Here is a 24,732-nt window from a genome sequence, read left to right as displayed (position 1 = left end):
GCAGAGGGCTTCGCCGCGCTTTAGCGTGGCCGCATGATCGAGCTCGAGGGCCTGACGAAACGGTACGGCGAGAAGGTGGCGGTGGACGGCCTCACCTGCACCGTCAGACCCGGCATCGTCACGGGCTTCCTCGGCCCCAACGGCGCCGGCAAGTCCACCACCATGCGGATGATGCTCGGTCTCGACCGGCCGTCGGCCGGGGACGTCCGGATCGACGGGCAGCACTACGACCGGCTCAGGGACCCTCTGAAGTACATCGGCGCCCTGCTGGACGCCAAGGGCATGCACGGCGGGCGCAGCGCCTTCAACCATCTGCTGTGCCTGGCGCAGAGCAACGGCATCCCCAGGAGCCGGGTGCACGAGGTGCTGGACACCGTAGGCCTGACGGGGGTGGCGAAGAAGAAGGCCAAGGGGTTCTCGCTCGGCATGGGCCAGCGGCTGGGCATCGCGGGCGCGCTGCTCGGCGACCCGCGGATCCTGATGTTCGACGAGCCGGTCAACGGGCTCGACCCCGAGGGCATCCACTGGATCCGCAACCTGATGAAATCGCTGGCCGCGCAGGGGCGGACGGTGTTCGTCTCCTCGCATCTGATGAGCGAGATGGCACTGACGGCCGATCACCTCGTGGTGATCGGGCAGGGCCGGCTGCTCGCCGACACCTCCATGGCCGACTTCATCGCGCAGAACTCACGGACGTACGTACGGGTCCGCTCCCCGCAGCGCGAACGGCTGCTCGACGTCCTGCACGGGGCCGGGATCACCGTCGTGGCGGCCGGCGACGGCGCGCTGGAGGTGGACGACGGCAAGGCCGAGCACATCGGGGAGCTCGCCGCGGAGCACCACCTCGTGCTGCATGAGCTGAGTCCGCAGCAGGCCTCGCTGGAGGAGGCGTTCATGCAGCTGACCGCGGAGTCGGTGGAGTACCACGCGCACACGGACGCGCCCCCGGAGCAGCCGTGGGGCGCCGGCTGGACGAGGAGCTGACGATGGCGGCGGCGCAGGTCATCCGGTCCGAATGGACCAAGATCCGGTCGGTGGCGTCCACCGTGTGGACGCTCTCCCTCGCGGTGGTCGTCACCGTCGCCCTCGGCATGCTGATCGCGGCGCTGTCGAACAACGACTTCGGCAACATGAGCCGCAACGACCGGCTGTCCTTCGACCCCACCTTCATCAGCTTCGCGGGGATGAGCCTCGGTCAGCTCGCGATGATCGTGTTCGGGGTGCTGGTCGTGTCGAACGAGTACAGCACCGGCATGATCCGCACCTCGCTGGCCGCGGTGCCGCAGCGCGGCGCGTTCCTCTTCAGCAAGATCGCCGTGGCCGGCGCACTGGCGCTGGCGGTGGGCCTCGCCACCAGCTTCGTCACGTTCTTCCTCGGGCAGGCCATGCTCGGCTCCCACAAGGCGTCGATCGGGGACAGCGGGGTCCTGCGGGCGGTCATCGGCGGTGGCCTGTACATGACTCTCATCGCCGTGTTCTCGATGGGCGTGGCCACGATGCTGCGCTCGCCGATGCTGTCGCTCGGCATCCTGATGCCGTTCTTCTTCCTGATCTCCAACATCCTCGGCAACGTCTCGGCGACGAAGAAGGTCGGCCGGTACCTGCCCGACCAGGCCGGCAGCAAGATCATGCGGGTGGTGACGCCGATCGACGACGACACCCCGTACGGGCCGTGGGGCGGGTTCGCCATCATGGCGCTGTGGGTGGTCGCCGCGCTGGCGGGCGGCTACCTGCTGCTGAAGAAGCGCGACGCCTGACGCTTTCGTCTGCCTGACGCTTTCGTCTTTGCTTCGATTTGAGCGGAACCGTCAGCGTCCCGATATCCTCCTAACCCTTACGGGGGCGTGCGCCCTGCTGTCCTGATCCTTTCGATGGGTGCGGAGCATGATCGAAGCAGTCGGCCTGACCAAGCGCTACGGCGACAAGACCGCTGTTCACAACCTTTCCTTCCAGGTACGGCCCGGCGCCGTGACGGGCTTCCTCGGACCGAACGGCTCGGGCAAGTCGACGACCATGCGGATGATCCTCGGCCTGGACAACCCGACCGCGGGCACGGTGACGATCGGCGGCTACCCGTACCGCAAGCTGCCCAACGCGGCCCGCCAGGTGGGCGCGCTGCTCGACGCCAAGGCGGTCCACGGCGGCCGGCACGCCCGCAACCACCTGCTCTGTCTGGCCCAGCTGTCCGGCATCCCGGCCCGCCGGGTCGACGAGGTGCTCGGCGTCGTGGGCCTCCAGGACGTGGCCAGAAAGCGCTCCAAGGGCTTCTCCCTGGGCATGGGCCAGCGGCTCGGCATCGCCGCCGCGCTGCTCGGCGACCCGCAGGTGCTGCTCTTCGACGAGCCGGTCAACGGCCTCGACCCCGAGGGCATCCTCTGGGTGCGCAACCTGATGAAGTCGCTGGCCGCCGAGGGCCGCACGGTGTTCGTCTCCTCCCACCTGATGAGCGAGATGGCCCTGACCGCGGATCACCTGATCGTCATCGGGCGCGGACAGCTCCTCTCCGACATGAGCGTGACGGACTTCATCTCGGCCAACTCCGCCGACTTCGCACGGGTGCGCACCCCGCACACCGACCCGGCGCTGCGCGAGAAGCTGACCTCGGCGCTGACCGAGGCGGGCGGCCATGTGCTGCCCGAGCAGGACGGCGCGCTGCGGGTGACGGGGCTGCCGCTGCCCCGCATCAGCGACCTCGCCCACGAGTGCGACGTCCGTCTGTGGGAGCTGTCGCCGCACCAGGCCTCGCTGGAGGAGGCGTACATGCGGATGACGCAGGGCGCCGTCGACTACCGCTCGACCGTCGACCAGAAGGCCGGGCTCCAGCAGCCGCTGCCGCCCGGCGTGCAGCCGCCGATGCCGGTGCCGGGCCAGGGCCAGCCGGGCTGGTACGCCCCGCCGCCCCCGCAGCAGGGCTACGCGCCCCCACAGCCCTTCCAGACGCCTCCCGCGGCCTCCTACGGGGCGTACGGCGCCCCCGGCGCGCCCGGGGCCGCTCCCGCCCCCGGCGGCGCCAACCCGTACGCGGCGCCCGCCCAGGCACCGGCGGCCCAGACCCCGGCGGCCCCCTCCGCCACCCCTGCCCCTGCCCCTGCCCCTGCCCCCGACGCTGCCCCGACCAAGTCCGAGGACGCCCGATGAGCACCCCGCAGCCCCAGTCACCGCAGGCCGCGCCCGCCTGGCAGGCGGCGCCCGGTCCGTCCTACGCCCCGGCCGGCCCCGGCTACACCTCGCCGATCCCGATCGTGCCCACCCACCTCGGGCACGCCGTCGCCTCGGAGTGGACCAAGATCCGGTCGGTGCGCTCCACGATGTGGACGCTGGGCGTGTTCGTGCTGCTCGTCGTCGGCATCGGCCTGCTGGCCGGCGCGGTGGTCTCCTCGAGCACCTCCGAGGGTGATCTCGGGGACCAGACCGCCCTCTCGTTCGGGTTCTTCGGGATCCTGCTGGGCAGCATGTGCATCATCACGCTGGGCGTGCTGACCACGGCCTCGGAGTACGGCACGGGCATGATCCGCACGACCATGGTCGCGTGCCCGTCGCGCGGCCGGGTCCTCGCGGCGAAGGCCGTGGTGTTCTTCGCCGTCGCCTTCGTGGTGACGCTCCTGTCGGCCGGCTTCGTCGCCGTGGTCCATGTGGGCATGCTGGACCAGGCCCGCCGGCCGACCGGCGAGGAGTGGCTGAAGGCAACCGTCGGCGTGTCCCTGTACGTCGCGCTGCTGGGCCTGCTCTCGCTGGCCGTCGGCTCGATCATCCGGCACTCGGCCGGCGCGATCACGATCATGATCGGCGTCCTGCTGGCCCCGCTGGTGATCGCCATCTTCATGTTCTCGTCCTCGCTGGAGAAGCTGCGCGAGGCCCTGTTCCAGTACTCGATCCCGAACCAGCTGGGCGTCTTCTACGCGGCCTCGCTCAGTGAGAGCGGTCCGAGCGGCTGGGACCCGCTGTGGATCGCGCTGGGCGTGACCGCCGTCGTCCTCGGCGCCGCCTTCGCGCTGCTGGAGAAGCGGGACGTCTGATCGCCCGTGAGGGTGAACTAGAACCTCGGCGCGTTACGGGACCGCTGCACCCCCGGGGTGCGGCGGTCCCGTGCGTTCCAGCACGCCTTGTGCCAGTGCCGGCGGTCGTCGACGCCGGCGTGCTCGGGCCAGGCGACGACGTGCGGGACGCCGTCGGGGATCATCTGGTCGCAGCCGGGGCACCGGTACGCCTTGCCCTGCGCGCTGGAACCGGCCACGTGCCGTACGCTCCACCGCTCGCCCTGCCAGGCCTCAGCCGACTGCCAGCCGCCGTAACGGCTCGCGGTGTCGTCCTCGGCGCTCCGGCCGGACGAGCTCTCACCCTTGGGTCGGTTGCGACGCGGGGACACGGGACACCTCACGGGGCTGTGCGGGAAGCGGGCTCGGCGTCCAGCGTACGCGGCCCGGGCCGGGGCACCCGTAGGACGACCGCCCCGCAAGTCACCCTGCCGGACGCCGCATTCTGCAGACAATCCGCAAATCTCTTCGCCAGGCCGTGTCCTCGGCACGTGTCGGACGGTTATGCCCGGTGGGGGAGCTCCGAGTCGGAGCCAAGGAAGCGGGAATGTCCATGCGTGTGGGAAGTTTCGTGTTGGGAGCCCAGTTTCCCGGCCAGGGCCAGGGCGAGGCGCTGCACCGCGCCGTCCGCTCCGCCGAGGTGGCCGAGGAGGCGGGTCTGGACGCGGTCTGGCTGGGCGAGCACCACTTCGTGCCGTACGGCACCTGCCCGTCGGCGGTCACCCTCGCCGCTCTGCTGCTGGGCCGCACCCGGCGCATCCGGGTCGGCACGGCGGTCAGCGTGCTGCCCACCGTCCACCCCGTGGCCCTCGGCGAGCAGGCCGCGCTGCTGCATCTGACGAGCGGCGGCCGCTTCTCGCTGGGCGTGGGCCGCGGCGGGCCGTGGGTCGACCTGGAGGTGTTCGGCTCCGGTCTGCAGGCGTACGAACAGGGGTTCCCGGAATCACTCGATCTGCTGGTGCGCTGGCTGCGCGAGCCCTCGGTGGGAGCGGACGGCGAGCGCTTCCGCTTCCGTGAGGTCCCCGTGGTGCCCAGGCCGTCGGAGGCGCTGACCGACACGACGGGACCGGAGGTCGTCGTGGCGTGCACCTCGCCGGCGAGCGTGCGGCTGGCCGCCGAGCGCGGGCTGCCGATGCTGCTCGGGATGCACGTCGGAGACGAGGAGAAGGCCGAGATGGTCGCCCAGTGGCGGCGGTGCGCGCGCGCCGCCGGTCGCTCCGGGGACGAGATCCGCGGGGCGGCGCACGTCTCGGCGGGCGTCTGCCAGATCGCGGACCGGCGCACCGACGCGGTGGAGACGTTGGTGAAGGCGATGCCGGGCTGGCTGAAGCAGGGCCTGGACGCCCATGTGACGGTGGACGGCCGAGCCCGCAGCATGCGGGACCCGGTGGCGTACACCGAACTGCTCTGCGGGCTGCACCCGGTGGGCACCCCGCGGTTGTGCGTCGACCGCCTCACGGCGACCGGCGAGCGGACCGGCATCTCGCGCTTCGCTCTGCTCGTCGAGGGCTCCGGCGACCTCGCGGCCACGGAGGAGAACGTGCGGCGACTGGGCTCGGAGGTGCTCCCCCACCTCCGGTGAACAGCCCAGCCGACCACAAGGCCTGCCGCTCCCGTGTCTGCGCGATCTCCCGCGTCAGGAGCGGCAAGCGACGGCCTCACAGGTTCAGCAGTCCCGGAATTCCGGGGACTGGTTCAGTACCTGGCTGCGGAGCGAGGTGAAGCGGCCGAGCTTCTCGTCGACAGCCGGGTCCAACGGGAACACCGCCACCCGGTGGCAGTTCTGGAAGGCCAGCCGCACACCGAAGTGCCGCTGCAGCGCACCGCGTATGGCGTCACTCGCGAGCGCGCGCAGCAACTGCCCGCGTGCCTGCTCGTCCGGCGGGGGCGTCTGGTTGTCGGCGAAGTCTCCGCCGTCCACCTTCAGCTGGGCCACCAGGGAGCTGACCATCTCCCATGCGTAGGGCAGGGAGGTCCGGACGCAGTCGACGAATGCTGCTTCGTCGACCTCGCCTCGCTCGGCCTGTTCGAGTAGGGCCGGTGAGACGTCGAGCGACATGGGTACTCCTCTCGCACCCCCGGAACGACAGGGGTTGCCGGACAGGGAACGGGAGGCGCACGCCGAAACACCGCACACGCTGAGTACACGCATCGCGACCTCCCGTTCACTACGGTAGGCAACGGACCGTGACCGCACCAGGAGAATGGGCACATAGGGAACCCCGGTTGGGCACACTATCGGCCACTGTCGAGTGCCCGTCGAACGATCTTTTTCCAGGGCGAATCGCTTGGGAGCGGGGGCGTCGGATAGCGTTGCGCCCCATGCGTCTCGTCATCGCCCGGTGTTCCGTCGACTACGCCGGCCGGCTCACCGCCCATCTCCCTTCCGCCCCCCGCCTCATCCTGGTGAAGGCGGACGGCAGCGTCTCGATCCATGCGGACGACCGCGCCTACAAGCCCTTGAACTGGATGTCGCCGCCCTGCACGCTCAAGGAGGGTGCGGGCGACGACGAGGGCGTGTGGACCGTCGTCAACAAAGGCGGCGAGAAGCTCATCATCACGATGGAGGAGATCCTCCACGACTCGTCGCACGAACTGGGCGTGGATCCCGGCCTGATCAAGGACGGCGTGGAAGCACACCTCCAGGAACTGCTCGCCGACCGCATCGAGACCCTGGGCGAGGGCTACACCCTCATCCGCCGCGAGTACATGACCGCCATCGGCCCGGTCGACATCCTGTGCCGGGACGCGGACGGGCGGACCGTCGCGGTGGAGATCAAGCGGCGCGGCGAGATCGACGGGGTCGAGCAACTCACGCGCTATCTCGAGCTGTTGAACCGCGACCCGCATCTCGCACCGGTGCGCGGCGTGTTCGCGGCCCAGGAGATCAAGCCCCAGGCCCGCGTCCTGGCCACGGACCGCGGCATCGGCTGCACGGTCCTCGACTACAACGCCCTGCGCGGCATCGAGGACGACAAGCTGCGTCTGTTCTGACCACGCACGCACGCGCGCGTACGACGAGAAGGGCCGGGTTCCCCCAGGAACCCGGCCCGTTCGCGTGCCCGGGGCTCAGATCACCTGGTCCGGCGAGGCCGGTGTGCCGGTGCCCGCGGCGGGTCCGGCAGGTCCGGCGGAGCTGAGGGAGCTGCCGGGCGAGGACGACATCGAGCTGCTCGCCGAGTTCGACGTGGCGCCGGTCGGCGTCCCGGAGGGCGAGCCGGTGTCCGACGGTGACGGGCTCGCGGAGGAGGACGGGCTCTCCGACGGCGACGCCGACGGCGACGCCGAGGGCTTCGGGCTCCGGCTGGGCGACGAGGACGGCTCGGGCGTGCCGGACGGCGAGCCTCCGGGCCCCGGGCCGGGCGAACCGCTCGTCTCCGAGGACGGTTCGGCCGTCCCCGTCGGCGTCGGGTCGTCCGACGTGCCCATCGTGCCGTCCGGACCGGGGTCGGTCGGCCTGCTGGTCGCCTCGCCCGAGTCGGAGGCCGCCCCGCCGTCGCCGGGGGTGTCGGGGTTCGGCCCCCCGTCGTCCTGGCCGTCGGTGGCGGTCGGGCTGACGCCCACCCGGTCGGAGGGGTTGTGGGCATCGTTGTCGGAGGTCGCGCCGAGCGTCACCACCGTGCCGAGCACGGCGACGAGCAGCGCACCCGCGCCGGCCGCGACGAGGTTGCGCCTGGCCAGGCCCTTCAGACCGCCGCGGTGGTGCCGGGGCGCAGGCGTGAACGGCTCGTGGCGGGCGACGACGCTCTCGGCCTCCGGCGGAAAGAACGGAAGCTCCGCCCGGAAGCCGCGCGGCGCGGACGCCGGCTCCTCCTGGCGGGCGTCGGGAGCCTCCTCGTCGGCCGTCGCCGTCAACGGTCCGGGCAGGTCGCCGGAGGCGTCGGCGACCAGTGCGAGGGCGCGGCGGCCGGTCACGGTTCCGCGCTTGTCGGCGATGGCCCCGCGCAGGGCGAGGGATGCCTCCAGCTCGGAGCGGGCGCGGTCGAGGTCGCCGGTGCACAGGGCGAGGACGCCCAGTTCATGGTGGAAGTAGGCGCGGTCGGCGGACTCGCCCGCCAGCCGGGCCGCTTCGGCGCCCTCGTGCAGGGCGCTCTCCCAGGCGCGCCAGTGCAGCCCCGCGGCGAACGCGGGCGCGGCCGTGCGGGCGAGCCGGACCGCGGTGGCCTCCTCGCCCTCGTCGGGGCGGGTGGTGCCCGGGACGACGGCGACGAGGGCGGCGAGCACGGCGTCGGCCTCGGCGCACACCCGCTCGGGCGTGACCGAGGGATGTCCGGCCCACCAGGCGTAGTGCTGGGCGACGGTCCGGACCCGGGCCTCGACGTCGTCGGCGTATCCGGCGGCCTCGAGCTGGGCCTGGACGCCGAAGGCGAGGCGGTAGCGGGCGCCGCCGACCGGGGAGACGAGTCCGCAGGCGGCCAGTTCGCCGAGGGCCGAGTCGGCGTGGGTGTCGCCGACCAGGGCGGGCAGATGGGCCTGGTGCGGGACCTCGCCGCCGAGGGCGACGGCGAACCGCAGTGCGGCACGGGCGGAGGCGCTGAGGCGGGCGGCGAGGAGCGGCGCGGGCGCGGCGGCCTCGCCGAGCGAGGGCAGGGGTATCTCCTCCGACGCGCCGGCCCCGGCGACGGCGTCCACCGGGCCGGGGAGCGGCCGGGCGTCCTCGAAGACGCCGAAGGCCTCCACGGCGTCGGCGCCGGCCCGCAGCCGGTCGCGCTGCGAGAGGAGGGCGCCCGCCTGGACGAAGCGCAGCGGCAGGCCCTCGGACTCGAACCAGAGGTCGCCGGCCCAGTTGGCCTCCTCCTCGGTGAGGACCCGGCCGACGGCCTGCTCGATGACCTCGACGCCGCCCGCGCGGTCGAGCCCGGTGAGCGCGACCTCCTCGACGGCGGACTCCGCGGAGGGCGCCGGGGCGTCCGGGGCGGCGCCGAGCAGGAAGGCGCACTCGGGCGTGGCGTCGAGCAGTTCGTCGAGGGCGGCGCCGCCGAGGTCGATGTCGTCGACGACGACGACCGCGCCGATCTCGCGGACGAGGGCGCGCAGTTCGTCGTCCGCGGGCCGGTGCCGGGGGGCGTCGTGGACGGCGTGGAAGAGGTCGTGCAGCAGCTCGGAGGCGGTGCGGCCGAAGCCGGAGAGGCGGACGACGCCGTCGGGGGCGAGGTCCTCGCAGTCCTCGGCCACGAGGTCGAGGAGGCTGGTGCGGCCGGAGCCGGGAGCGCCGGTGACGCGGACGGAGCGGCCGCGGGCGAGGAACCTGACCAGTTGCTCGCGTTCGTCCTGGCGGCCCTGGAGCGGCCATGAGGAGCGGGCCGGTCCGGCGGAGGCGGGCGGCCGGGCGGCGCGCTCGGTCTCGGCGCGCTGCTCGGGCGTGCGCTTGACGGGCCGTTCGGTCTCCTGCGACCCGGGCGGGCGCCGTTCCGTCTCGCTGCCGTCCACCGGGTTGACGGTGAGCAGGTGTTCGCCGACCACGAGCCGCACCGTGCGGGCCTGGGCCGGCTGGTGCTGGCCGAAGTCGGGTGTGAGGGGGTCCCTGGATGGGCGCGGACGCGCAGCTTTCCCGTCGCCGTCCTGGCCGTACTCCTCGGGTCCCCGCGGGTTCGGGTCCATGGGTTCGAGCCCCCAAAAGCGTCGTGTGGCGGTAGCCCCTCCCGGCCTTGCTGCACACTGCGCTGTCGCTTCTGGTCCGGTGCCCGCTCGAGGCTGAGAGCAGCGGGCAGACGAACCGTAAACCTTCGCACAGTGTCTACGACAGTCCGGGGTGGCACGCCGCCCGAAGCGTCACGGTCTTGTGAGGATTGCGCCCGTCACGCGTTCCCCGCGCAGGCCACGGCCCCCTCGGGTCACACCCGGGGCAGCGACTCCACGCCGATGCCGCCCTCGATCGCGAGGATGCGGTGCAGCCGGGTGGCCACCAGCAGGCGTTGCATCTGCGGCGGTACGTCACGCAGCACCAGCCGTCGGCCGCAGCGGCCCGCCCGTCGGTGGACGCCCATGATGACACCGAGTCCGGTGGCGTCCCAGGAATCCAGTTCGGACAGGTCGAGCACCAGGTCGCCGACTCCGTCGTCGACGGCCGTGTGCAGGGCCGTACGGGCGTCCGCCGCGCTGCGGACGTCGAGACGGCCCCCGACGACCAGCTCGACGTGGTCGCCCCTGATGTGCATAGCGCTCCCCTAAGCGTGCGTCTCGTGCTCCGCGGTGTGATGTCCGGTGGTGCGTTGCATCCTCTGACTACGTGAAGCGGCCGGAGGTTGCCGTCTGTGAGCGAACCGATACCGAATTCACCCGCAGGGGTGAGGCCCGTGGGGCCTGTGCGGTGCGGCGTCTGTAGAAGCCCTGCCCGCTCACGCGTCGATGTCACCGGCGTTCAGCCATCCGGCCCAGCCGTTCCGGTCGCCTGTCCGGCCGTCCGCCCGGGCCTCCGTCCGGTTGCCCGCACGGTTGCCCGTTCCTGCACCTGTCCGTGTGCCTCTCGGCCGGAGATTAGCGGTCCCGAGGCGCTGTGTGACCGCTTAGTAACGCGTTTCACGTCTCAGGGCGTGAGACACCGGTCACGTCGTCAATTCCTGCCCGATTCACACCGTTTGACCCTGAAGTGATCCAAGGGGCGCCGCAGTGACGGAGGGAACGGAGCGCACCGGCGGGGACCGTCTAGATTGGCGGCATGGTCAATCTGACGCGCATCTACACCAGGACCGGCGACCAGGGCACCACGAACCTCGGCGACATGAGCCGGGTCGCCAAGACCGACCTGCGGATCGCCGCGTACGCGGACGCCAACGAGGCGAACGCGGTCATCGGCACCGCTCTCGCGCTGGGCGGGCTCGACGAGGAACTCGTCGCGGTCCTCACCCGCGTCCAGAACGACCTGTTCGACGTCGGCGCGGACCTGTCGACGCCGGTGGCGGAGAACCCCGAGTTCCCGCCGCTGCGCGTCGAGCAGTTCTACGTCGACCGGCTGGAGGCGGACTGCGACCGCTTCAACGAGCGGCTGGAGAAGCTGCGCTCGTTCATCCTTCCCGGCGGCGCCCCGGGAGCGGCCCTGCTGCACCAGGCCTGCACGGTCGTGCGGCGGGCCGAACGCTCCACCTGGGCTGCGCTGGAGGTGCACGGCGAGGTGATGAACCCGCTGACCGCGACCTATCTCAACCGGCTCTCGGACCTGCTCTTCATTCTGGCCCGCACGGCCAACAAGGCCACGGGCGACGTCCTGTGGGTGCCGGGCGGCGAACGCTGAGGGGAGGCGCCCCGCGCGCCACGACCTCACGGCACGGACGGTCAGCCCAGGTTGGCCGGTTCCCGCTCCGGTTCGCCCTTCGGCCTTCTCTTCGGGAACAGGGTGTAGCTCGCGGCGATGACGACGTTGACGCCGACGACGAACAGCATCCGCTGCTGCCACGCCCGCAGCGAGCCGGTGTCGCCGTCGCCGCCGACGTACCGGACGGCCGCCTCCAGCAGGGCCGCGGCCACCAGCGCGGCGAGGGTCCAGCGGCCCGCGACCTTCCACTCGTGGACGGCGCGGGCCGTGCCGTACTTCGGTGGCCGCACCGGCGGCGGGCCGCCGGCGAAGCGGTGGGCGACCCGGGCGTCGGCCCACCGGATCGTGGAGTGTCCGAGGCCCACGGTGAAGCCGATGTAGACGGCTGCGAGGCCGTGCCGCCAGTCCGGCTCGGCGCCGTTGCTCAGGTCGACCGCGGTCACGGCGAACAGCACGACCTCCAGCAGCGGCTCGCACAGCAGCAGGGCCAGGCCCAGCCTCGGCATGCGGAACACGTAGCGGAGTGTCAGTCCGGCGGCCAGCAGCACCCAGAAAGCCACCTCGCAGGCGACGATCAGCGCGACGATCACGGTTCGCTCCCCTCGGTCACCCTTCCAGGCTCCCGTCGGGCGGGCTCGTCCTCGTCGTCGCCGATGACGAACCGGGGGTACATCGAAAGATGCAGTCCGGGACCGTCCCCGGGCAGCAGGCGCCCGATGCGAGAGGCGTGTTGGATGGAGGGCATGCCGGCACGACGACTACCCCGTCCGCACCGCTTCGACGTGTGCGTCGCGGTCGGCGGGCTGCTCGGCGGACTGCTCCTGGCGGCCATCGGGCTGAGCACCCGGCGGTCCGACGACCCGATCACCCTCTTCGACGGTCCCTGGCCGGTGCTGCTGCCGCTCACCGTGATGGCCGGCTGCGAACTCCTGCGCCGGGCGGCCCCGCGCACGGCTCTGACCGTCGCCGGGGTCACCGTGACCGCGGACCTCGCGACCCAGGGCAGCCTGGCCACCGTGCTGATGTTCACCGACGTCATGTACGCGGCCGTTCTGTACGGCCCGCTCACCTCCGCCCGCCGCATCCAGTGGATCACCGGGCTGCTCACGGTGGCGGGGACGCTGGTGCCGTTCGCGGTGTGGCGGGTGCCGGGGGCGCTGCTGATCGGCGTGGTGGTGGGCGCCGTCGCATACGGGCCGGCCGCCACCGGCTGGATCGTGCGCGATCACCGTGACGCCGCCGAGGCCGCCCGGCTGCGGGCCGAGCAGACCGCGCTGCTCGCCGAGACCGACCGCGCCCAGGCGGTCACGGCCGAACGGGCGCGGATGGCCAGGGAGTTGCACGACATGGTCGCCAACCATCTCTCCGCGATCGCCATCCACTCGACGGCGGCCCTCTCGATCGACGATCCGGACACCTCCCGGCGGGCCCTGACCGTCATCCGTGAGAACAGTGTCGAGGGGCTGGTGGAGATGCGGCGGATGATCGGGATCCTGCGCGACGGCAGCGGGGAACGCGAGCCGGCCGCCGCTCCCACCCTCGACGGTCTGGAGGCCCTCGTCGAGGGCGCCCGCGCAGGCGGCCTCGACGTCAGCCTCGACGCCTGTCACGGCAGGGTCCCCACGCCCGTCGAGTTCGCCGCCTACCGCATCGTCCAGGAGGCGCTGACCAACGCCCTCAAGCACGCGTGCCCCGGCCGGGTCACCGTCGGCCTCGTCCGCCGCGGCGGTGCGCTCGACCTGCGGGTGTGCAGTCCGTACGGTCACCGGGACGGGCCCCGCGCACCCGGCTCGGGCGCCGGGCTCGTCGGGATGCGGGAGCGGGCGGCGCTGCTGGGCGGCACGTTCGCCGCCGGGCCGGAGGGCTCGCGCTGGACCGTGCACGCCGTTCTGCCCCTGGAAGGAGAGTCCGCGTGAGCGCCGTCATCCGGGTGCTGGTGGCCGAGGACCAGTCCGCCGTCCGCGCGGGACTCGTCCTCATTCTGCGCAGCGCGCCCGACATCGAGGTGGTCGGTGAGGCGGCGGACGGCGAGGAGGCGGTGGCGCTGGCCCGGGAGCTGCGCCCCGACCTCGTTCTGATGGACATTCAGATGCCGCGGCTGGACGGGGTGTCGGCGACGCGCAAGGTCGTCGAGGAGGGCCTGGCCGACGTGTTGGTGCTGACCACCTTCGACCTCGACGAGTACGTGTTCGGCGCCCTGCGGGCGGGTGCGGCCGGGTTCCTGCTGAAGAACACGGAGGCGAAGGACCTGCTCGCGGCGGTGCGGACGGTGGCGGGCGGGGAGGGCCTGATCGCGCCGGCCGTGACCCGCCGCCTGATCGCCGAGTTCGCCGCACGGCCGGTGCGCGCCCCCGCGGCCGATCCCACCGTGCTGGACTCGCTGACCCGGCGGGAACGCGAGGTCCTGGTCTGCCTGGGCCAGGGACTGTCCAACGCCGGCATCGCCGGGCGTCTCCACATGGCGGAGGCGACGGTGAAGACGCACGTCAGCCGGCTGCTGGGAAAGCTGGAGCTGCGCAGCCGGGTGCAAGCGGCGGTACTGGCAAAGGAGTTGGGCGTACACACGGGATCCGGAGGGGGCGCGGAGGTTTGACCGCCGCACTGGTCCAGACCTATTGACCCGTGGTCCAGACCTTTCTATTCTCGCGGCACCGTGGGTGTGAAGGCTCAGTCACGCCCCCCGACTCCCCCGAGGAGGCGCAGGATGCGCTTCAGACACCGAGCCGCGGCAGGGTTCGCGACCCTGTTGCTCCCGCTGGCCGGCCTCACCGGCCTCGCGGACCCCGCTCAGGCCGCGCCGGATTCGTCGGCGGCCTCCGCCACCTACACCAAGGCCTCCGACTGGGGCACCGGCTTCGAGGGCAGGTGGACGGTGAAGAACACCGGCACCACCGCCATCAGTTCATGGACGGTCGAGTGGGACTTCCCCTCCGGCACGTCGGTCACCTCGGCCTGGGACGCCGACGTCACGTCCTCCGGCCTGCACTGGACCGCCAAGAACAAGTCCTACAACGGCTCCCTCGCCCCCGGCGCCTCGGTCACCTTCGGCTTCAACGGTGCGGGGACCGGCTCGCCGGCCAACTGCAAGCTCAACGGGGGCGGTTGCGACGGCACGACGGTGCCGGGCGACGCCGCGCCGTCGGCCCCGGGCACCCCGACCGCCTCCGGCGTCACCGACACCTCGGTGAAGCTGGCCTGGCCGGCCGCCACCGACGACAAGGGCGTCAAGAACTACGACGTCCTGCGCGACGGCGCCAAGGTCGCCACGGTCACGACGACCTCGTACACCGACACCGGGTTGACCGCCGGCACCGACTACTCCTACACCGTCCAGGCCCGCGACACCGCCGACCAGACCGGTCCGGCCAGCGGCGCGGTCGCCGTGCGCACCACCGGCGGCGGCACCAATCCCCCGCCCACCGGCGACAAGGTCAAGCTCGGCTACTTCACCGAGTGGGGCATCTACGGCCGCAACTACAACGTCAAGAACCTCGTGACGTCCGGTTCGGCCGCCAGGATCACGCACATCAACTACGCCTTCGGCAACGTCACGAACGGCCGGTGCGCGATCGGCGACTCCTACGCCGACTACGACAAGGCCTTCACCGCCGACCAGTCCGTCAGCGGCGTCGCCGACACCTGGGACCAGCCGCTGCGCGGCAACTTCAACCAGCTGCGCCAGCTGAAGGCCAAGTACCCGCACATCAAGGTGCTGTGGTCCTTCGGCGGCTGGACCTGGTCCGGCGGCTTCGGCCAGGCCGCCGCCGACCCGGCCGCGTTCGCGCAGTCCTGCTACAACCTGGTCGAGGACCCGCGCTGGGCCGACGTCTTCGACGGCATCGACATCGACTGGGAGTACCCCAACGCCTGCGGCCTGTCCTGCGACACCAGCGGGGCCGCGGCCTACAGGAACCTGATGCAGGCCCTGCGCGCCAAGTTCGGCACGGGCAACCTGGTCACCGCGGCGACCACCGCCGACGGCTCCGCCGGCGGCAAGATCGACGCCGCCGACTACGCGGGCGCCGCTCAGTACGTCAACTGGTACAACGTGATGACGTACGACTTCTTCGGCGCCTGGGCGGCCCAGGGCCCGACCGCCCCGCACTCGCCGCTCACCTCCTACAGCGGCATCCCGACGGCCGGGTTCACGACGGCCGACGCGATGGCCAAGTTCAAGGCGAAGGGCGTGCCCGCGAGCAAGCTGCTCATCGGCATCGGCTTCTACGGACGGGGCTGGACCGGCGTCACCCAGGACGCTCCGGGCGGCACGGCCACGGGCCCGGCGGCCGGCACCTACGAGCAGGGCATCGAGGACTACAAGGTCCTCAAGACGTCCTGCCCGGCCACCGGAACCGTCGCCGGCACGGCGTACGCGAAGTGCGGCGGCAACTGGTGGTCCTACGACACCCCGGCCACCATCGCCGGAAAGATGGCCTGGGCCAGGAACCAGGGTCTGGGCGGCGCCTTCTTCTGGGAGTTCAGCGGCGACACCGGCAACGGAGAGCTGGTGAACGCCATCAGCAACGGGCTGTCCTGAGCGCATGACCGCACGCGCGTGACCGCGTGACGAAAAGACCTCACCCTCTCCCGGACCTCTTCCGGGGGAGGGTGAGGTCTTTTCGTCACGTTCACCCTCCCCCAGACTTCGTCCGGGGGCACCCCCACCCAACGGGCAAGGAATCAGGCCACATTCACCCTCCCCCAGACTTCGTCCGGGGGCACCCCCACCCAACGGGCAAGGAATCAGGCCACATTCACCCGTTGTCCGGGCGGCGCCGCCTCCAGCCAGGCGAGGAACCCGGTCAAGGCGTCCTCGCTCATCGCGAGTTCGAGACGGGTCCCGCGGTGCACACAGACGAGGACGACCGCGTCGGACAGCAACGCCAGCTCCTCCTCCCCCTCGGGGAGCCGGCGGCCGGCCACCTCGATCGAGCCGCGTTCCAGGACGCGGCGCGGGCGGTAGGCGTAGGAGAAGACCCGGTACCACTCGATGCGGTCGCCGTTGTAGCGGGCGACGCCGTAGCTCCAGCCTTTCCCGCTCGTGTCCGGTTCCTCGGGGACGTCCCAGCGCAGCGAACAGTCGAAGGTGCCGCCGGAGCGCTGGATGAGTCTGCGGCGCAGGCCGAAGACGAACAACCCCAGCACCACCAGGGCCACGACGATTCCGCACACAGTCAGAGCGAGGACCATCGACACCGACCTCCTCGTCTCCTAGGTACCGAAATAGGTAACGGAACGGAAAAAACATCCATATCTGCCTCAGCCGCGGTCGGCGCCGGATTGCTCCGGAACCGACCGCGGCTGAGTGACGTCATGCGGTTGTGCCCTGGGTCAGCGCGTGGCCGCCGCACGCAGTCGGACGTCCGCGCGACGCTCGGCGGCGGCGTCGCCCTCCGCCTTCGCGCGTTCCAGCTCCCGCTCCACGCGCTGGATGTCGATCTCGTCCGACAGTTCGGCGATCTCGGCCAGCAGCGACAGCTTGTTGTCCGCGAACGAGATGAAACCGCCGTGCACCGCGGCGACGACCGTTCCACCATCACTCGTACGGATGGTCACCGGGCCCGACTCCAGCACACCGAGCAGCGGCTGGTGACCGGGCATGACGCCGATGTCGCCGGACGTGGTGCGCGCGACGACCAGGGTGGCCTCGCCGGACCAGACCTCTCGGTCGGCCGCGACCAGCGCGACGTGCAGCTCAGCAGCCAAGGTGGCTCCTCGGGTCACCACCCGGCGGGTCTGCCGGGTGTTGGTTACAAGTCTAAGGGGCGTGAGTGAGGGGGCGGGACGCGCCCGCCCCCTCGGACGTGAGCCGTGGGGCTCACTGCGAACTCAGGGAGTTCAGGAGACGCCCAGCTCCTTGGCGTTGGCCTTCAGGTCCTCGATGCCACCGCACAGGAAGAACGCCTGCTCCGGGAAGTGGTCGTACTCGCCGTCGATGATCGCGTTGAACGCGGTGATCGACTCGTCCAGCGGGACGTCCGACCCGTCGACGCCGGTGAACTGCTTGGCGACGTGGGTGTTCTGGGACAGGAAGCGCTCCACGCGACGGGCGCGGTGGACGGTGAGCTTGTCCTCCTCGCCCAGCTCGTCGATGCCGAGGATCGCGATGATGTCCTGAAGGTCCTTGTACTTCTGCAGGACCGTCTTGACGCGCATCGCGGTGTTGTAGTGGTCCGCCGCGATGTAGCGGGGGTCCAGGATCCGGGACGTGGAGTCCAGCGGGTCCACGGCCGGGTAGATGCCCTTCTCGGAGATCGGACGGGAGAGAACCGTCGTCGCGTCGAGGTGGGCGAAGGTGGTGGCCGGGGCCGGGTCGGTCAGGTCGTCCGCGGGGACGTAGATCGCCTGCATCGAGGTGATCGAGTGACCACGGGTCGAGGTGATGCGCTCCTGCAGGAGACCCATCTCGTCGGCCAGGTTCGGCTGGTAGCCCACCGCGGAGGGCATGCGGCCGAGCAGGGTCGACACCTCGGAACCGGCCTGGGTGAAGCGGAAGATGTTGTCGATGAAGAACAGCACGTCCTGCTTCTGCACATCGCGGAAGTACTCCGCCATGGTCAGACCGGCCAGGGCCACGCGCAGACGGGTGCCCGGGGGCTCGTCCATCTGACCGAAGACCAGGGCGGTCTTGTCGATGACGCCCGAGTCGGTCATCTCCTCGATGAGGTCGTTGCCCTCACGGGTGCGCTCGCCGACGCCGGCGAACACGGAGACACCGTCGTGGTTGTTGGCGACGCGGTAGATCATCTCCTGGATGAGCACCGTCTTGCCGACGCCGGCGCCGCCGAACAGGCCGATCTTTCCACCCTTGACGTACGGGGTGAGAAGGTCGATGACCTTGACGCCGGTCTCGAACATCTCGGTCTTCGACTCGAGCTCGTCGAAGCGCGGGGCCTTGCGGTGGATGGACCAGCGCTCGCCCTCGTAACTCTCGTCGACGTTCAGCACCTCGCCGAGGGTGTTGAACACCTTGCCCTTGGTGAAGTCGCCGACCGGGACGGTGATGCCCGTGCCGGTGTCGGTGACCGGGGCCTGGCGGACCAGACCGTCGGTGGGCTGCATCGAGATGGTGCGGACCAGGCCGTCACCCAGGTGCTGGGCGACCTCCAGGGTCAGCGTCTTCTTCTCGCCGGCGAGGGCCGGGTCGGCCACCTCGACGTGAAGGGCGTTGTAGATCTCCGGCATGGCGTCGACGGGGAATTCCACGTCGACGACCGGGCCGATGACCCGGGCGACGCGGCCCGTGGCAACGGCCGTCTCAACTGTCGTCGTCATTACCTGTCACTCCCCGCGGTCGCGTCGGCCAGGGCTGCGGAGCCACCGACGATCTCGCTGATTTCCTGGGTGATTTCGGCCTGGCGGGCCGCGTTGGCAAGGCGGGAGAGCGTCTCGATGAGCTCGCCCGCGTTGTCGGTGGCCGACTTCATCGCGCGCCGCGTGGCGGCGTGCTTGGAGGCTGCCGACTGGAGGAGCGCGTTGTAGACGCGGCTCTCCACATACCGCGGCAGCAGGGCGTCGAGGACGTCCTCCGCCGACGGCTCGAAGTCGTACAGCGGAAGGATCTCGCCCTTCGGTGCCGCCTCCTTCGCGACCTCGTCGAGGCTGAGCGGCAGCAGACGGTCGTCCAGCGCCGTCTGCGTCATCATCGAGACGAACTCGGTGAAGACGATGTGGAGTTCGTCCACGCCGCCGTCCGCCGTCTCCTTCTCGATGGCCTCGATCAGCGGACCCGCGACCTTCTTCGCGTCCGCGTAGGTGGGCTCGTCGGTGAAGCCCGACCACGACTCCGCGACCTTGCGCTCGCGGAAGTTGTAGTGAGCCAGACCGCGGCGGCCGACGATGTACGTGTCGACCTCCTTGCCCTCCGCCTCGAGGCGCGCCGTCAGCAGCTCGGCGGCCTTGATCGCGTTGGAGTTGAAGGCGCCGGCCAGCCCGCGGTCGCTCGTGAGGAGCAGCACCGCGGCACGGGTCGCCGTCTCCGCCTCCGTGGTCAGCGGGTGCTTGGTGTTCGAACCGGTGCCGACCGCCGAGACCGCGCGGGTGAGCTCGGTCGCGTACGGCGCGGAGGCCGCCACCTTGCGCTGCGCCTTGACGACGCGCGAGGCGGCGATCATCTCCATCGCCTTGGTGATCTTCTTGGTCGCGGTGACGGATCGGATGCGACGCTTGTAGACCCGGAGCTGGGCTCCCATGAGTCAGGTCCCTTCCTTACGTCACTTGGCCGCGGCCGGGGCGTCCTCGCCGAGAAGCTTGCCGTCCGAGGTCTCGAACTGCTTCTTGAACTCGGCGATCGCGTCGGCAACAGCGGTGAGGGTGTCGTCCGACATCTTCGCGCCCTCCTTGATGGAGGTCATGAGGCCCTGCTCCTTGCGGTGCAGGTAGTCCAGCAGCTCCTTCTCGAAGCGGCGGACGTCGGAGACCGGGACGTCGTCCATCTTGCCGGTGGTGCCGGCCCAGACGGAGACGACCTGGTCCTCGGTCGGCATCGGCTGGTACTGCGGCTGCTTGAGCAGCTCGACCAGACGCTGACCGCGCTCAAGCTGCGACTTCGACGCGGCGTCCAGGTCGGAACCGAAGGCGGCGAACGCCTCCAGCTCGCGGTACTGGGCGAGGTCGAGGCGGAGCCGGCCCGAGACCTGGCGCATGGCCTTGTGCTGGGCGGAGCCACCGACGCGGGAGACCGAGATACCGACGTTCAGGGCCGGGCGCTGACCGGCGTTGAACAGGTCGGACTCCAGGAAGCACTGGCCGTCGGTGATGGAGATGACGTTGGTCGGGATGAACGCCGAGACGTCGTTGGCCTTCGTCTCGACGATCGGCAGACCGGTCATCGAGCCGGCGCCCAGCTCGTCGGAGAGCTTCGCGCAGCGCTCCAGCAGACGGGAGTGCAGGTAGAAGACGTCACCCGGGTAGGCCTCACGGCCCGGCGGGCGGCGCAGCAGCAGGGACACGGCGCGGTAGGCGTCGGCCTGCTTCGAGAGGTCGTCGAAGATGATGAGGACGTGCTTGCCCTCGTACATCCACTGCTGGCCGATGGCCGAACCGGTGTACGGCGCCAGGTACTTGAAGCCGGCCGGGTCGGACGCCGGGGCGGCGACGATGGTCGTGTACTCCAGCGCGCCGGCCTCTTCGAGGGCGCCACGCACGGAGGCGATGGTCGAGCCCTTCTGGCCGATGGCGACGTAGACGCAGCGGACCTGCTTCTTCGGGTCGCCGGAGCGCCAGTTGTCGCGCTGGTTGATGATCGTGTCGACGGCCAGGGCGGTCTTGCCGGTCTGGCGGTCGCCGATGATCAGCTGACGCTGACCACGGCCGATCGGGGTCATCGCGTCGACGGCCTTGTAGCCGGTCTCCATCGGCTCGTGCACCGACTTACGGGCCATGACACCGGGAGCCTGCAGCTCCAGGGCACGGCGGCCGGACGTCTCGATCTCGCCGAGGCCGTCGATCGGGTTGCCGAGCGGGTCGACGACCCGGCCCAGGTAGCCCTCGCCGACGGCGACGGACAGGACCTCTCCGGTGCGGGTGACCGGCTGGCCCTCCTCGACGCCGCTGAACTCGCCGAGGATGACGGTACCGATCTCGCGCTCTTCGAGGTTGAGCGCGAGGCCGAGGGTGCCGTCCTCGAACCTCAGCAGTTCGTTGGCCATGGCCGAGGGGAGGCCCTCGACCTTCGCGATGCCGTCGCCGGCAAGGGTGACCGTACCGACCTCCTCGCGCGAGGCCGCGTCCGGCTTGTACGACTGGACAAAGTTCTCCAGCGCGTCCCGGATCTCCTCCGGCCGGATCGTGAGCTCCGCCATCTGGGTTCCCTGCTCTCCTTGTTGGGCCCGAAGTTTCACTTTGGGGGGATGGGGACTCCCCCCTGAAAGAGGTGAATCCTCTGCACGGCCCAACCAGGGCCGCCATCAGTTCGTACTGCGGTCTTGAGTTGCTGCTAGCTCGCCATGCGGCGGGCGGCGTCCTCGATCCGGTCCGCGAGGGAGCCGTTGATCACTTCGTCGCCGACCTGCACCCGGATCCCGCCGAGGACCGCGGGGTCCACGTCGAGGTTGAGGTGCATCCTGCGGCCGTAGAGCTTCGCGAGGGCCGCGCCGAGGCGCTGCTTCTGCGGGTCGCTCAGCGGCACCGCCGAGGTGACGACGGCGACCATGCGGTCGCGGCGCTCCGCGGCGAGCTTGGACAGGGACTCGAGGCCCGCTTCCAGGCTACGTCCACGCGGCGCGGTCACCAGGCGCGTCACCAGTCGCTCGGTGGCCGCGTCGGCCCGGCCGCCGAGCAGGCTGTGCAGCAGCTCGCTCTTGGCCGGGACGGTGGCCTTCCGGTCGGTCAGTGCGGCGCGCAGCCCGGTGTTGGAGGAGACGATCCGCCCGAAGCGGAACAGCTCGTCCTCGACGTCGTCGAGCGTGCCGGCCTTCTGCGCGGCGGTGAGGTCGGCGATGTTCGCCAGTTCCTCGAGCGCGTCCACCAGGTCGCGGGACTGCGACCAGCGGGAGCGCACCGTGCCGGCCACCAGGTCGGCGGTGGGGCCGCTGATCTGGCTGCCGAGCAGGCGCTGGACCAGCTCGGCCTTGCGGTCGGCGGACTGTGCCGGGTCGGTGAGGACCCGACGCAGCGAGATCTCGCCGTGGAGCAGCGCCGTGACGGACGCCAGCTCCTCTGCGAGTCGCGCCGCGTCCACGGACGTGGAGTCCGTCAGCGCGTCAAGACGCTCACGGGCTGCTGCGAATGCCTCGCGGCTCGCTCCGTGTGCGGTCATCGAGACGCCTCGGCCTTCTCCTCGAGCTCGTCGAGGAAGCGGTCGATGACGCGGCTCTGCCGGGCGTGGTCCTCGAGGGACTCGCCGACGAGCTTGCCGGCCAGTTCGGTGGCGAGCTTGCCGACGTCCTGACGCAGCGCGGACGCGGCGGCCTTGCGGTCGGCCTCGATCTGGCTGTGTCCGGCGGCGACGATCTCCTCGCGCTGGCGCTGGCCTTCCGCGCGCATCTCGGTGATGAGCGTGGCGCCCTGCTCCTGCGCCTCCTGGCGCAGTCGCGCGGCCTCATGACGGGCCTCGGCGAGCTGTGCCTTGTACTGCTCCAGGACGCTCTGGGCCTCCGTGCGAGCAATCTCGGCCTGTTCGATCCCGCCCTCGATGGCTTCGCGACGCTCTTCCAGAACCTTGTTGATGTTCGGAAGGAGCTTCTTGCCCAGGACGAAGAACACGATCGCGAACGCGATCAGACCGATGACGAGCTCGGGGATCTCCGGGATCAGAGGATTCTGGGCCTCCTCCTCAGCCGCGATTTGCAGCAAGGGCGAGATCACATCAGTTCCTTCCGTGGAATTCTCTCGTCGGCCGAAACCGTCAGGCAGACGGGTAGACGAAGCCCATGACCAGACCGATCAGGGCGAGCGCCTCACAGAGGACGAAGCCGAGGATCTGGTTCTGACGGATCAGGCCGGCGGCCTCGGGCTGACGCGCCAGAGCCTGGGTGCCGTTACCGAAGATGATGCCAACGCCGACGCCGGGGCCGATGGCCGCGAGACCGTAGCCGATGGCAGCGAGGTTGCCCTTGATTTCGACCGCGGCGAGGGTGTCGAGAGCGGACATGCCGTAACTTCCTTCTCTTTACACAGGCCGGTGGGGGTTGGCCACCGGAAGTTCAGGGGTGTGTGGTGCGGGTGCTCAGTGGTGCTCGGCGAGCGCGCCCTGGATGTAGCTGCAGGACAGGAGGATGAAGACGTAGGCCTGGAGGGCCTGGATGAACAGCTCGAAGACCGTCATCACGAGGACCATCAGGAACGAGACCGCCGAGTAGGCGATGCCGATGCCGTTGAGCAGGTACCAGGTTCCGATGGTGAAGATCAGGATCAGAACGTGGCCGGCGAACATGTTGGCGAAGAGCCGGACGGCGTGGGTGAACGGCCGGATGAACACGTTCGACAGGAACTCGAAGAACATGACCATCGGGAACACCGGGCCGAGCGAACGGTCGTAGCCGGTGATGTTCTTGAAGCCGCCGACGAAGCCGTGGCGCTTGAACGTGATGCTCATCCACAGGATGTAGACCAGAGCCGCGAGACCTGCCGGGAAGGCGATGACCGCGGTGGCCGGGAACTGGGCGATCGGGACGATCGACCACAGGTTCATGATCCAGATGAAGAAGAACAACGCGAACATCAGCGGGACGTACTTCTCGCCCTCGCGCTTGCCGATCGTCTCGTAGACGACGCCTCGGCGGACGAAGTCGTAGCCGGCCTCGCCGACCATCTGGAGCTTGCCGGGGATCAGCTTCGGCTTGTTGAAGGCCGCCCAGAAGAACCCGATGACGACGACGGTGCTCACCAGCGAGAGCAGCATCGGCTTGTTGAACTCGATGCCGCCGACGGTGAAGAGCGGCTCGAACATGAACGAGTGCAGGCCGGGGGTCGGGAAACCGCACCCGTCGAAAATATGACAGTCGGTCTCGAAGGCGAGCGTCTTGGCGTTACTCACCGCGAGCTCCTTCAGCGTGGCGCATGGGTACGGCAACCTCGATGTGTCGGCGCGGCCTGCGACCGCGGGACGGCACTGGACTGGACTTGCGGATAAGGGGGCGGCGACTGGGCTCCGAACCGTGAGACGTCACAGGCACGCTTGCCGCCCGCGCCAGCTCTGCCGCAGTTGTGGCGAGACCATAGCAAAAGAGTGGAAGGCCCTTTACACCGGCCCTACAGGTCACGACGACGTCCGGGCGGAGTCCGGCTCGACGTAGAGGATCTTGGCCTTCATGTGCGAACGCACCTGGGCCGCGATCCACACGAGGGTGGCGGCGAGCAGCGTGAACGCGAAGCATTTCGGATCGAAGACCGAGGTCCCCTTGAAAGTGATCAGGACGATCATCAGCAACAGGATCTGCGTGGTGTAGAGCAACAGCCCCATCGACTGGAACAGATGAGGAAACTGGCGCGCGGTGCGCAGCAGCACCACCAGTCCGCCCCCCATGAACAGCAGGACGAGCAGCGCACCGAAGACGGCGCCGAGCGCTCCCTTGCCGCCGGCGACGGCGGCGCTCACCGCGACTCCCGCCACACCCGCGACAGCGGTGGGCAGGGCACAGTGCACGAGCGTTCGTACGTCGTTGGACTGCATGGCGGCAACTCCGCAATCAAGGGGGGCAGGGTGTCGTCATGGACGAGCGTAGTCCCGGTACGAGGGGCGAAAGACCTCACGCCGCCTCGCTCCGACGGACCGTCGTGATGCGGTCCAGCGGCTCTGTCCGGGGGTACTCGTGAACCGTATCACAAACTATTTGATGAGGTCTTTACCTATGGAGTGTGCTCACTGTCACACATGAGAGTGGCCGTGCGCGTCTGTGCGGAATCACGGGCGTCTTGTCTGGTATTGCCGCTGTTTGCCCACCCAGCCTTCCCCCACGACTTGGCAATGCTCTAGTCAGATTCTTACCTTGCGGGGAGCGCGCA

General features: G+C 70.3%; 25 protein-coding genes. 10 read left to right on the top strand and 15 right to left on the bottom strand.

Features of this window, described 5'->3' with window-relative positions:
• The first annotated feature begins 33 nt into the window (after positions 1-33).
• The 4 genes from IE239_RS33685 to IE239_RS33670 all read left to right on the top strand — a co-directional run bounded on the left by IE239_RS33685 (position 34) and on the right by IE239_RS33670 (position 4,016).
• Positions 34-984, top strand: a complete 951-nt coding sequence (locus tag IE239_RS33685; protein ID WP_190153259.1) for an ABC transporter ATP-binding protein — start codon at positions 34-36, stop codon at positions 982-984.
• A 2-nt stretch (positions 985-986) separates the two neighbouring features.
• Positions 987-1,757, top strand: coding sequence for an ABC transporter permease (locus tag IE239_RS33680; RefSeq protein WP_190153293.1), 771 nt, complete (start codon positions 987-989; stop codon positions 1,755-1,757).
• Positions 1,758-1,884: 127 nt separating this feature from the next.
• Complete coding sequence (locus IE239_RS33675; RefSeq protein ID WP_190153258.1) at positions 1,885-3,138, top strand: ABC transporter ATP-binding protein; 1,254 nt, start codon at positions 1,885-1,887, stop codon at positions 3,136-3,138.
• Positions 3,135-4,016, top strand: coding sequence for an ABC transporter permease (locus IE239_RS33670; protein WP_190153257.1), 882 nt, complete (start codon positions 3,135-3,137; stop codon positions 4,014-4,016). Before IE239_RS33675 ends, IE239_RS33670 begins: the two co-directional genes overlap by 4 nt.
• 17 nt (positions 4,017-4,033) lie before the next feature.
• Here IE239_RS33670 and IE239_RS33665 read toward each other — a convergent pair whose 3' ends face one another.
• Positions 4,034-4,366, bottom strand: coding sequence for an Rv1322 family protein (locus tag IE239_RS33665; protein WP_190153256.1), 333 nt, complete (start codon positions 4,364-4,366; stop codon positions 4,034-4,036).
• A 221-nt stretch (positions 4,367-4,587) separates the two neighbouring features.
• Here IE239_RS33665 and IE239_RS33660 point away from each other — a divergent pair, with 221 nt between their 5' ends.
• Positions 4,588-5,616, top strand: coding sequence for an LLM class flavin-dependent oxidoreductase (locus tag IE239_RS33660; RefSeq protein ID WP_190153255.1), 1,029 nt, complete (start codon positions 4,588-4,590; stop codon positions 5,614-5,616).
• An 84-nt stretch (positions 5,617-5,700) separates the two neighbouring features.
• Here the strand turns inward: IE239_RS33660 and IE239_RS33655 are convergent, their stop codons facing one another.
• A complete protein-coding gene (locus IE239_RS33655; protein ID WP_190153254.1) occupies positions 5,701-6,093 on the bottom strand; it encodes an SCO5389 family protein in 393 nt (130 codons plus the stop codon).
• A gap of 263 nt (positions 6,094-6,356) precedes the next feature.
• On the opposite strand from IE239_RS33655, the gene nucS reads away from it, so the two are divergent.
• A complete protein-coding gene (nucS, locus tag IE239_RS33650) occupies positions 6,357-7,028 on the top strand; it encodes an endonuclease NucS (protein WP_190153253.1) in 672 nt (223 codons plus the stop codon).
• Between the two features lie 75 nt (positions 7,029-7,103).
• Here nucS and IE239_RS33645 read toward each other — a convergent pair whose 3' ends face one another.
• Both IE239_RS33645 and IE239_RS33640 read right to left on the bottom strand, forming a co-directional pair.
• Positions 7,104-9,635: an ATP-binding protein gene (locus IE239_RS33645; protein ID WP_190153252.1), complete on the bottom strand. Its 2,532-nt coding sequence runs from the start codon at positions 9,633-9,635 to the stop codon at positions 7,104-7,106.
• Positions 9,636-9,868: 233 nt separating this feature from the next.
• Complete coding sequence (locus IE239_RS33640; protein ID WP_190153251.1) at positions 9,869-10,192, bottom strand: STAS domain-containing protein; 324 nt, start codon at positions 10,190-10,192, stop codon at positions 9,869-9,871.
• Between the two features lie 500 nt (positions 10,193-10,692).
• Here IE239_RS33640 and IE239_RS33635 point away from each other — a divergent pair, with 500 nt between their 5' ends.
• On the top strand, positions 10,693-11,265 hold the full coding sequence (locus tag IE239_RS33635; RefSeq protein WP_190153250.1) for a cob(I)yrinic acid a,c-diamide adenosyltransferase: 573 nt from the start codon (positions 10,693-10,695) through the stop codon (positions 11,263-11,265).
• 41 nt (positions 11,266-11,306) lie between these two features.
• On the opposite strand, the gene IE239_RS33630 is transcribed toward IE239_RS33635, so the two are convergent.
• Positions 11,307-11,876: a hypothetical protein gene (locus IE239_RS33630; protein ID WP_190153249.1), complete on the bottom strand. Its 570-nt coding sequence runs from the start codon at positions 11,874-11,876 to the stop codon at positions 11,307-11,309.
• A 153-nt stretch (positions 11,877-12,029) separates the two neighbouring features.
• Between IE239_RS33630 and IE239_RS33625 the strand changes: the two genes are divergently transcribed.
• From IE239_RS33625 to IE239_RS33615, 3 genes are all read left to right on the top strand, one after another.
• Complete coding sequence (locus tag IE239_RS33625) at positions 12,030-13,202, top strand: sensor histidine kinase (protein WP_229878520.1); 1,173 nt, start codon at positions 12,030-12,032, stop codon at positions 13,200-13,202.
• Complete coding sequence (locus tag IE239_RS33620) at positions 13,199-13,879, top strand: response regulator (RefSeq protein WP_190153247.1); 681 nt, start codon at positions 13,199-13,201, stop codon at positions 13,877-13,879. The genes IE239_RS33625 and IE239_RS33620 overlap by 4 nt, the downstream gene beginning before the upstream one ends.
• Positions 13,880-13,990: 111 nt before the next feature.
• A complete protein-coding gene (locus IE239_RS33615; RefSeq protein WP_190153246.1) occupies positions 13,991-15,823 on the top strand; it encodes a glycoside hydrolase family 18 chitinase in 1,833 nt (610 codons plus the stop codon).
• 206 nt (positions 15,824-16,029) lie between these two features.
• On the opposite strand, the gene IE239_RS33610 is transcribed toward IE239_RS33615, so the two are convergent.
• The 10 genes from IE239_RS33610 to IE239_RS33565 form a co-directional block, all read right to left on the bottom strand.
• On the bottom strand, positions 16,030-16,476 hold the full coding sequence (locus IE239_RS33610; protein WP_190153245.1) for a DUF2550 domain-containing protein: 447 nt from the start codon (positions 16,474-16,476) through the stop codon (positions 16,030-16,032).
• Between the two features lie 141 nt (positions 16,477-16,617).
• Complete coding sequence (locus IE239_RS33605; RefSeq protein ID WP_190153244.1) at positions 16,618-16,992, bottom strand: F0F1 ATP synthase subunit epsilon; 375 nt, start codon at positions 16,990-16,992, stop codon at positions 16,618-16,620.
• Between the two features lie 132 nt (positions 16,993-17,124).
• Positions 17,125-18,561: a F0F1 ATP synthase subunit beta gene (atpD, locus tag IE239_RS33600; RefSeq protein WP_190153243.1), complete on the bottom strand. Its 1,437-nt coding sequence runs from the start codon at positions 18,559-18,561 to the stop codon at positions 17,125-17,127.
• Positions 18,561-19,478: a F0F1 ATP synthase subunit gamma gene (locus IE239_RS33595; RefSeq protein ID WP_190153242.1), complete on the bottom strand. Its 918-nt coding sequence runs from the start codon at positions 19,476-19,478 to the stop codon at positions 18,561-18,563. The genes atpD and IE239_RS33595 overlap by 1 nt, the downstream gene beginning before the upstream one ends.
• A 21-nt stretch (positions 19,479-19,499) precedes the next feature.
• A complete protein-coding gene (gene atpA / locus IE239_RS33590) occupies positions 19,500-21,089 on the bottom strand; it encodes a F0F1 ATP synthase subunit alpha (protein ID WP_190153241.1) in 1,590 nt (529 codons plus the stop codon).
• Between the two features lie 134 nt (positions 21,090-21,223).
• Complete coding sequence (locus IE239_RS33585) at positions 21,224-22,045, bottom strand: F0F1 ATP synthase subunit delta (RefSeq protein WP_190153240.1); 822 nt, start codon at positions 22,043-22,045, stop codon at positions 21,224-21,226.
• Positions 22,042-22,590 carry a F0F1 ATP synthase subunit B gene (locus IE239_RS33580; protein WP_190153292.1) on the bottom strand — a complete coding sequence of 183 codons (549 nt, stop codon included), beginning with the start codon at positions 22,588-22,590 and terminating at the stop codon, positions 22,042-22,044. The genes IE239_RS33585 and IE239_RS33580 overlap by 4 nt, the downstream gene beginning before the upstream one ends.
• 43 nt (positions 22,591-22,633) lie before the next feature.
• Entirely contained in the window at positions 22,634-22,879 is a 246-nt protein-coding gene (gene atpE, locus IE239_RS33575; protein WP_067259277.1) for an ATP synthase F0 subunit C, read from the bottom strand.
• A gap of 75 nt (positions 22,880-22,954) precedes the next feature.
• Positions 22,955-23,764, bottom strand: a complete 810-nt coding sequence (atpB, locus tag IE239_RS33570) for a F0F1 ATP synthase subunit A (RefSeq protein WP_190153239.1) — start codon at positions 23,762-23,764, stop codon at positions 22,955-22,957.
• Positions 23,765-23,986: 222 nt separating this feature from the next.
• On the bottom strand, positions 23,987-24,400 hold the full coding sequence (locus tag IE239_RS33565; protein ID WP_190153238.1) for a Cg1360 family ATP-synthase-associated protein: 414 nt from the start codon (positions 24,398-24,400) through the stop codon (positions 23,987-23,989).
• Between the last annotated feature and the right edge of the window lie 332 nt (positions 24,401-24,732).

Source organism: Streptomyces humidus, assembly GCF_014649655.1.
GTDB lineage: Bacteria > Actinomycetota > Actinomycetes > Streptomycetales > Streptomycetaceae > Streptomyces > Streptomyces humidus.
The sequence above is the reverse complement of the archived record's forward strand: the minus strand, read 5'-3'. Positions and strand labels throughout refer to the sequence as shown.

Bases quoted from the DNA above. Each gene is read 5' to 3' on its own strand.
- IE239_RS33685 (WP_190153259.1), top strand. From the start codon at position 34: ATGATCGAGCTCGAGGGCCTGACGAAACGGTACGGCGAGAAGGTGGCG.
- IE239_RS33680 (WP_190153293.1), top strand. From the start codon at position 987: ATGGCGGCGGCGCAGGTCATCCGGTCCGAATGGACCAAGATCCGGTCG.
- IE239_RS33675 (WP_190153258.1), top strand. From the start codon at position 1,885: ATGATCGAAGCAGTCGGCCTGACCAAGCGCTACGGCGACAAGACCGCT.
- IE239_RS33670 (WP_190153257.1), top strand. From the start codon at position 3,135: ATGAGCACCCCGCAGCCCCAGTCACCGCAGGCCGCGCCCGCCTGGCAG.
- IE239_RS33660 (WP_190153255.1), top strand. From the start codon at position 4,588: ATGCGTGTGGGAAGTTTCGTGTTGGGAGCCCAGTTTCCCGGCCAGGGC.
- IE239_RS33655 (WP_190153254.1), bottom strand. From the start codon at position 6,093: ATGTCGCTCGACGTCTCACCGGCCCTACTCGAACAGGCCGAGCGAGGC.
- nucS (WP_190153253.1), top strand. From the start codon at position 6,357: ATGCGTCTCGTCATCGCCCGGTGTTCCGTCGACTACGCCGGCCGGCTC.
- IE239_RS33645 (WP_190153252.1), bottom strand. From the start codon at position 9,635: ATGGACCCGAACCCGCGGGGACCCGAGGAGTACGGCCAGGACGGCGAC.
- IE239_RS33640 (WP_190153251.1), bottom strand. From the start codon at position 10,192: ATGCACATCAGGGGCGACCACGTCGAGCTGGTCGTCGGGGGCCGTCTC.
- IE239_RS33635 (WP_190153250.1), top strand. From the start codon at position 10,693: ATGGTCAATCTGACGCGCATCTACACCAGGACCGGCGACCAGGGCACC.
- IE239_RS33625 (WP_229878520.1), top strand. From the start codon at position 12,030: ATGCCGGCACGACGACTACCCCGTCCGCACCGCTTCGACGTGTGCGTC.
- IE239_RS33615 (WP_190153246.1), top strand. From the start codon at position 13,991: ATGCGCTTCAGACACCGAGCCGCGGCAGGGTTCGCGACCCTGTTGCTC.
- IE239_RS33610 (WP_190153245.1), bottom strand. From the start codon at position 16,476: ATGGTCCTCGCTCTGACTGTGTGCGGAATCGTCGTGGCCCTGGTGGTG.
- atpD (WP_190153243.1), bottom strand. From the start codon at position 18,561: ATGACGACGACAGTTGAGACGGCCGTTGCCACGGGCCGCGTCGCCCGG.
- IE239_RS33595 (WP_190153242.1), bottom strand. From the start codon at position 19,478: ATGGGAGCCCAGCTCCGGGTCTACAAGCGTCGCATCCGATCCGTCACC.
- atpA (WP_190153241.1), bottom strand. From the start codon at position 21,089: ATGGCGGAGCTCACGATCCGGCCGGAGGAGATCCGGGACGCGCTGGAG.
- IE239_RS33585 (WP_190153240.1), bottom strand. From the start codon at position 22,045: ATGACCGCACACGGAGCGAGCCGCGAGGCATTCGCAGCAGCCCGTGAG.
- atpE (WP_067259277.1), bottom strand. From the start codon at position 22,879: ATGTCCGCTCTCGACACCCTCGCCGCGGTCGAAATCAAGGGCAACCTC.
- IE239_RS33565 (WP_190153238.1), bottom strand. From the start codon at position 24,400: ATGCAGTCCAACGACGTACGAACGCTCGTGCACTGTGCCCTGCCCACC.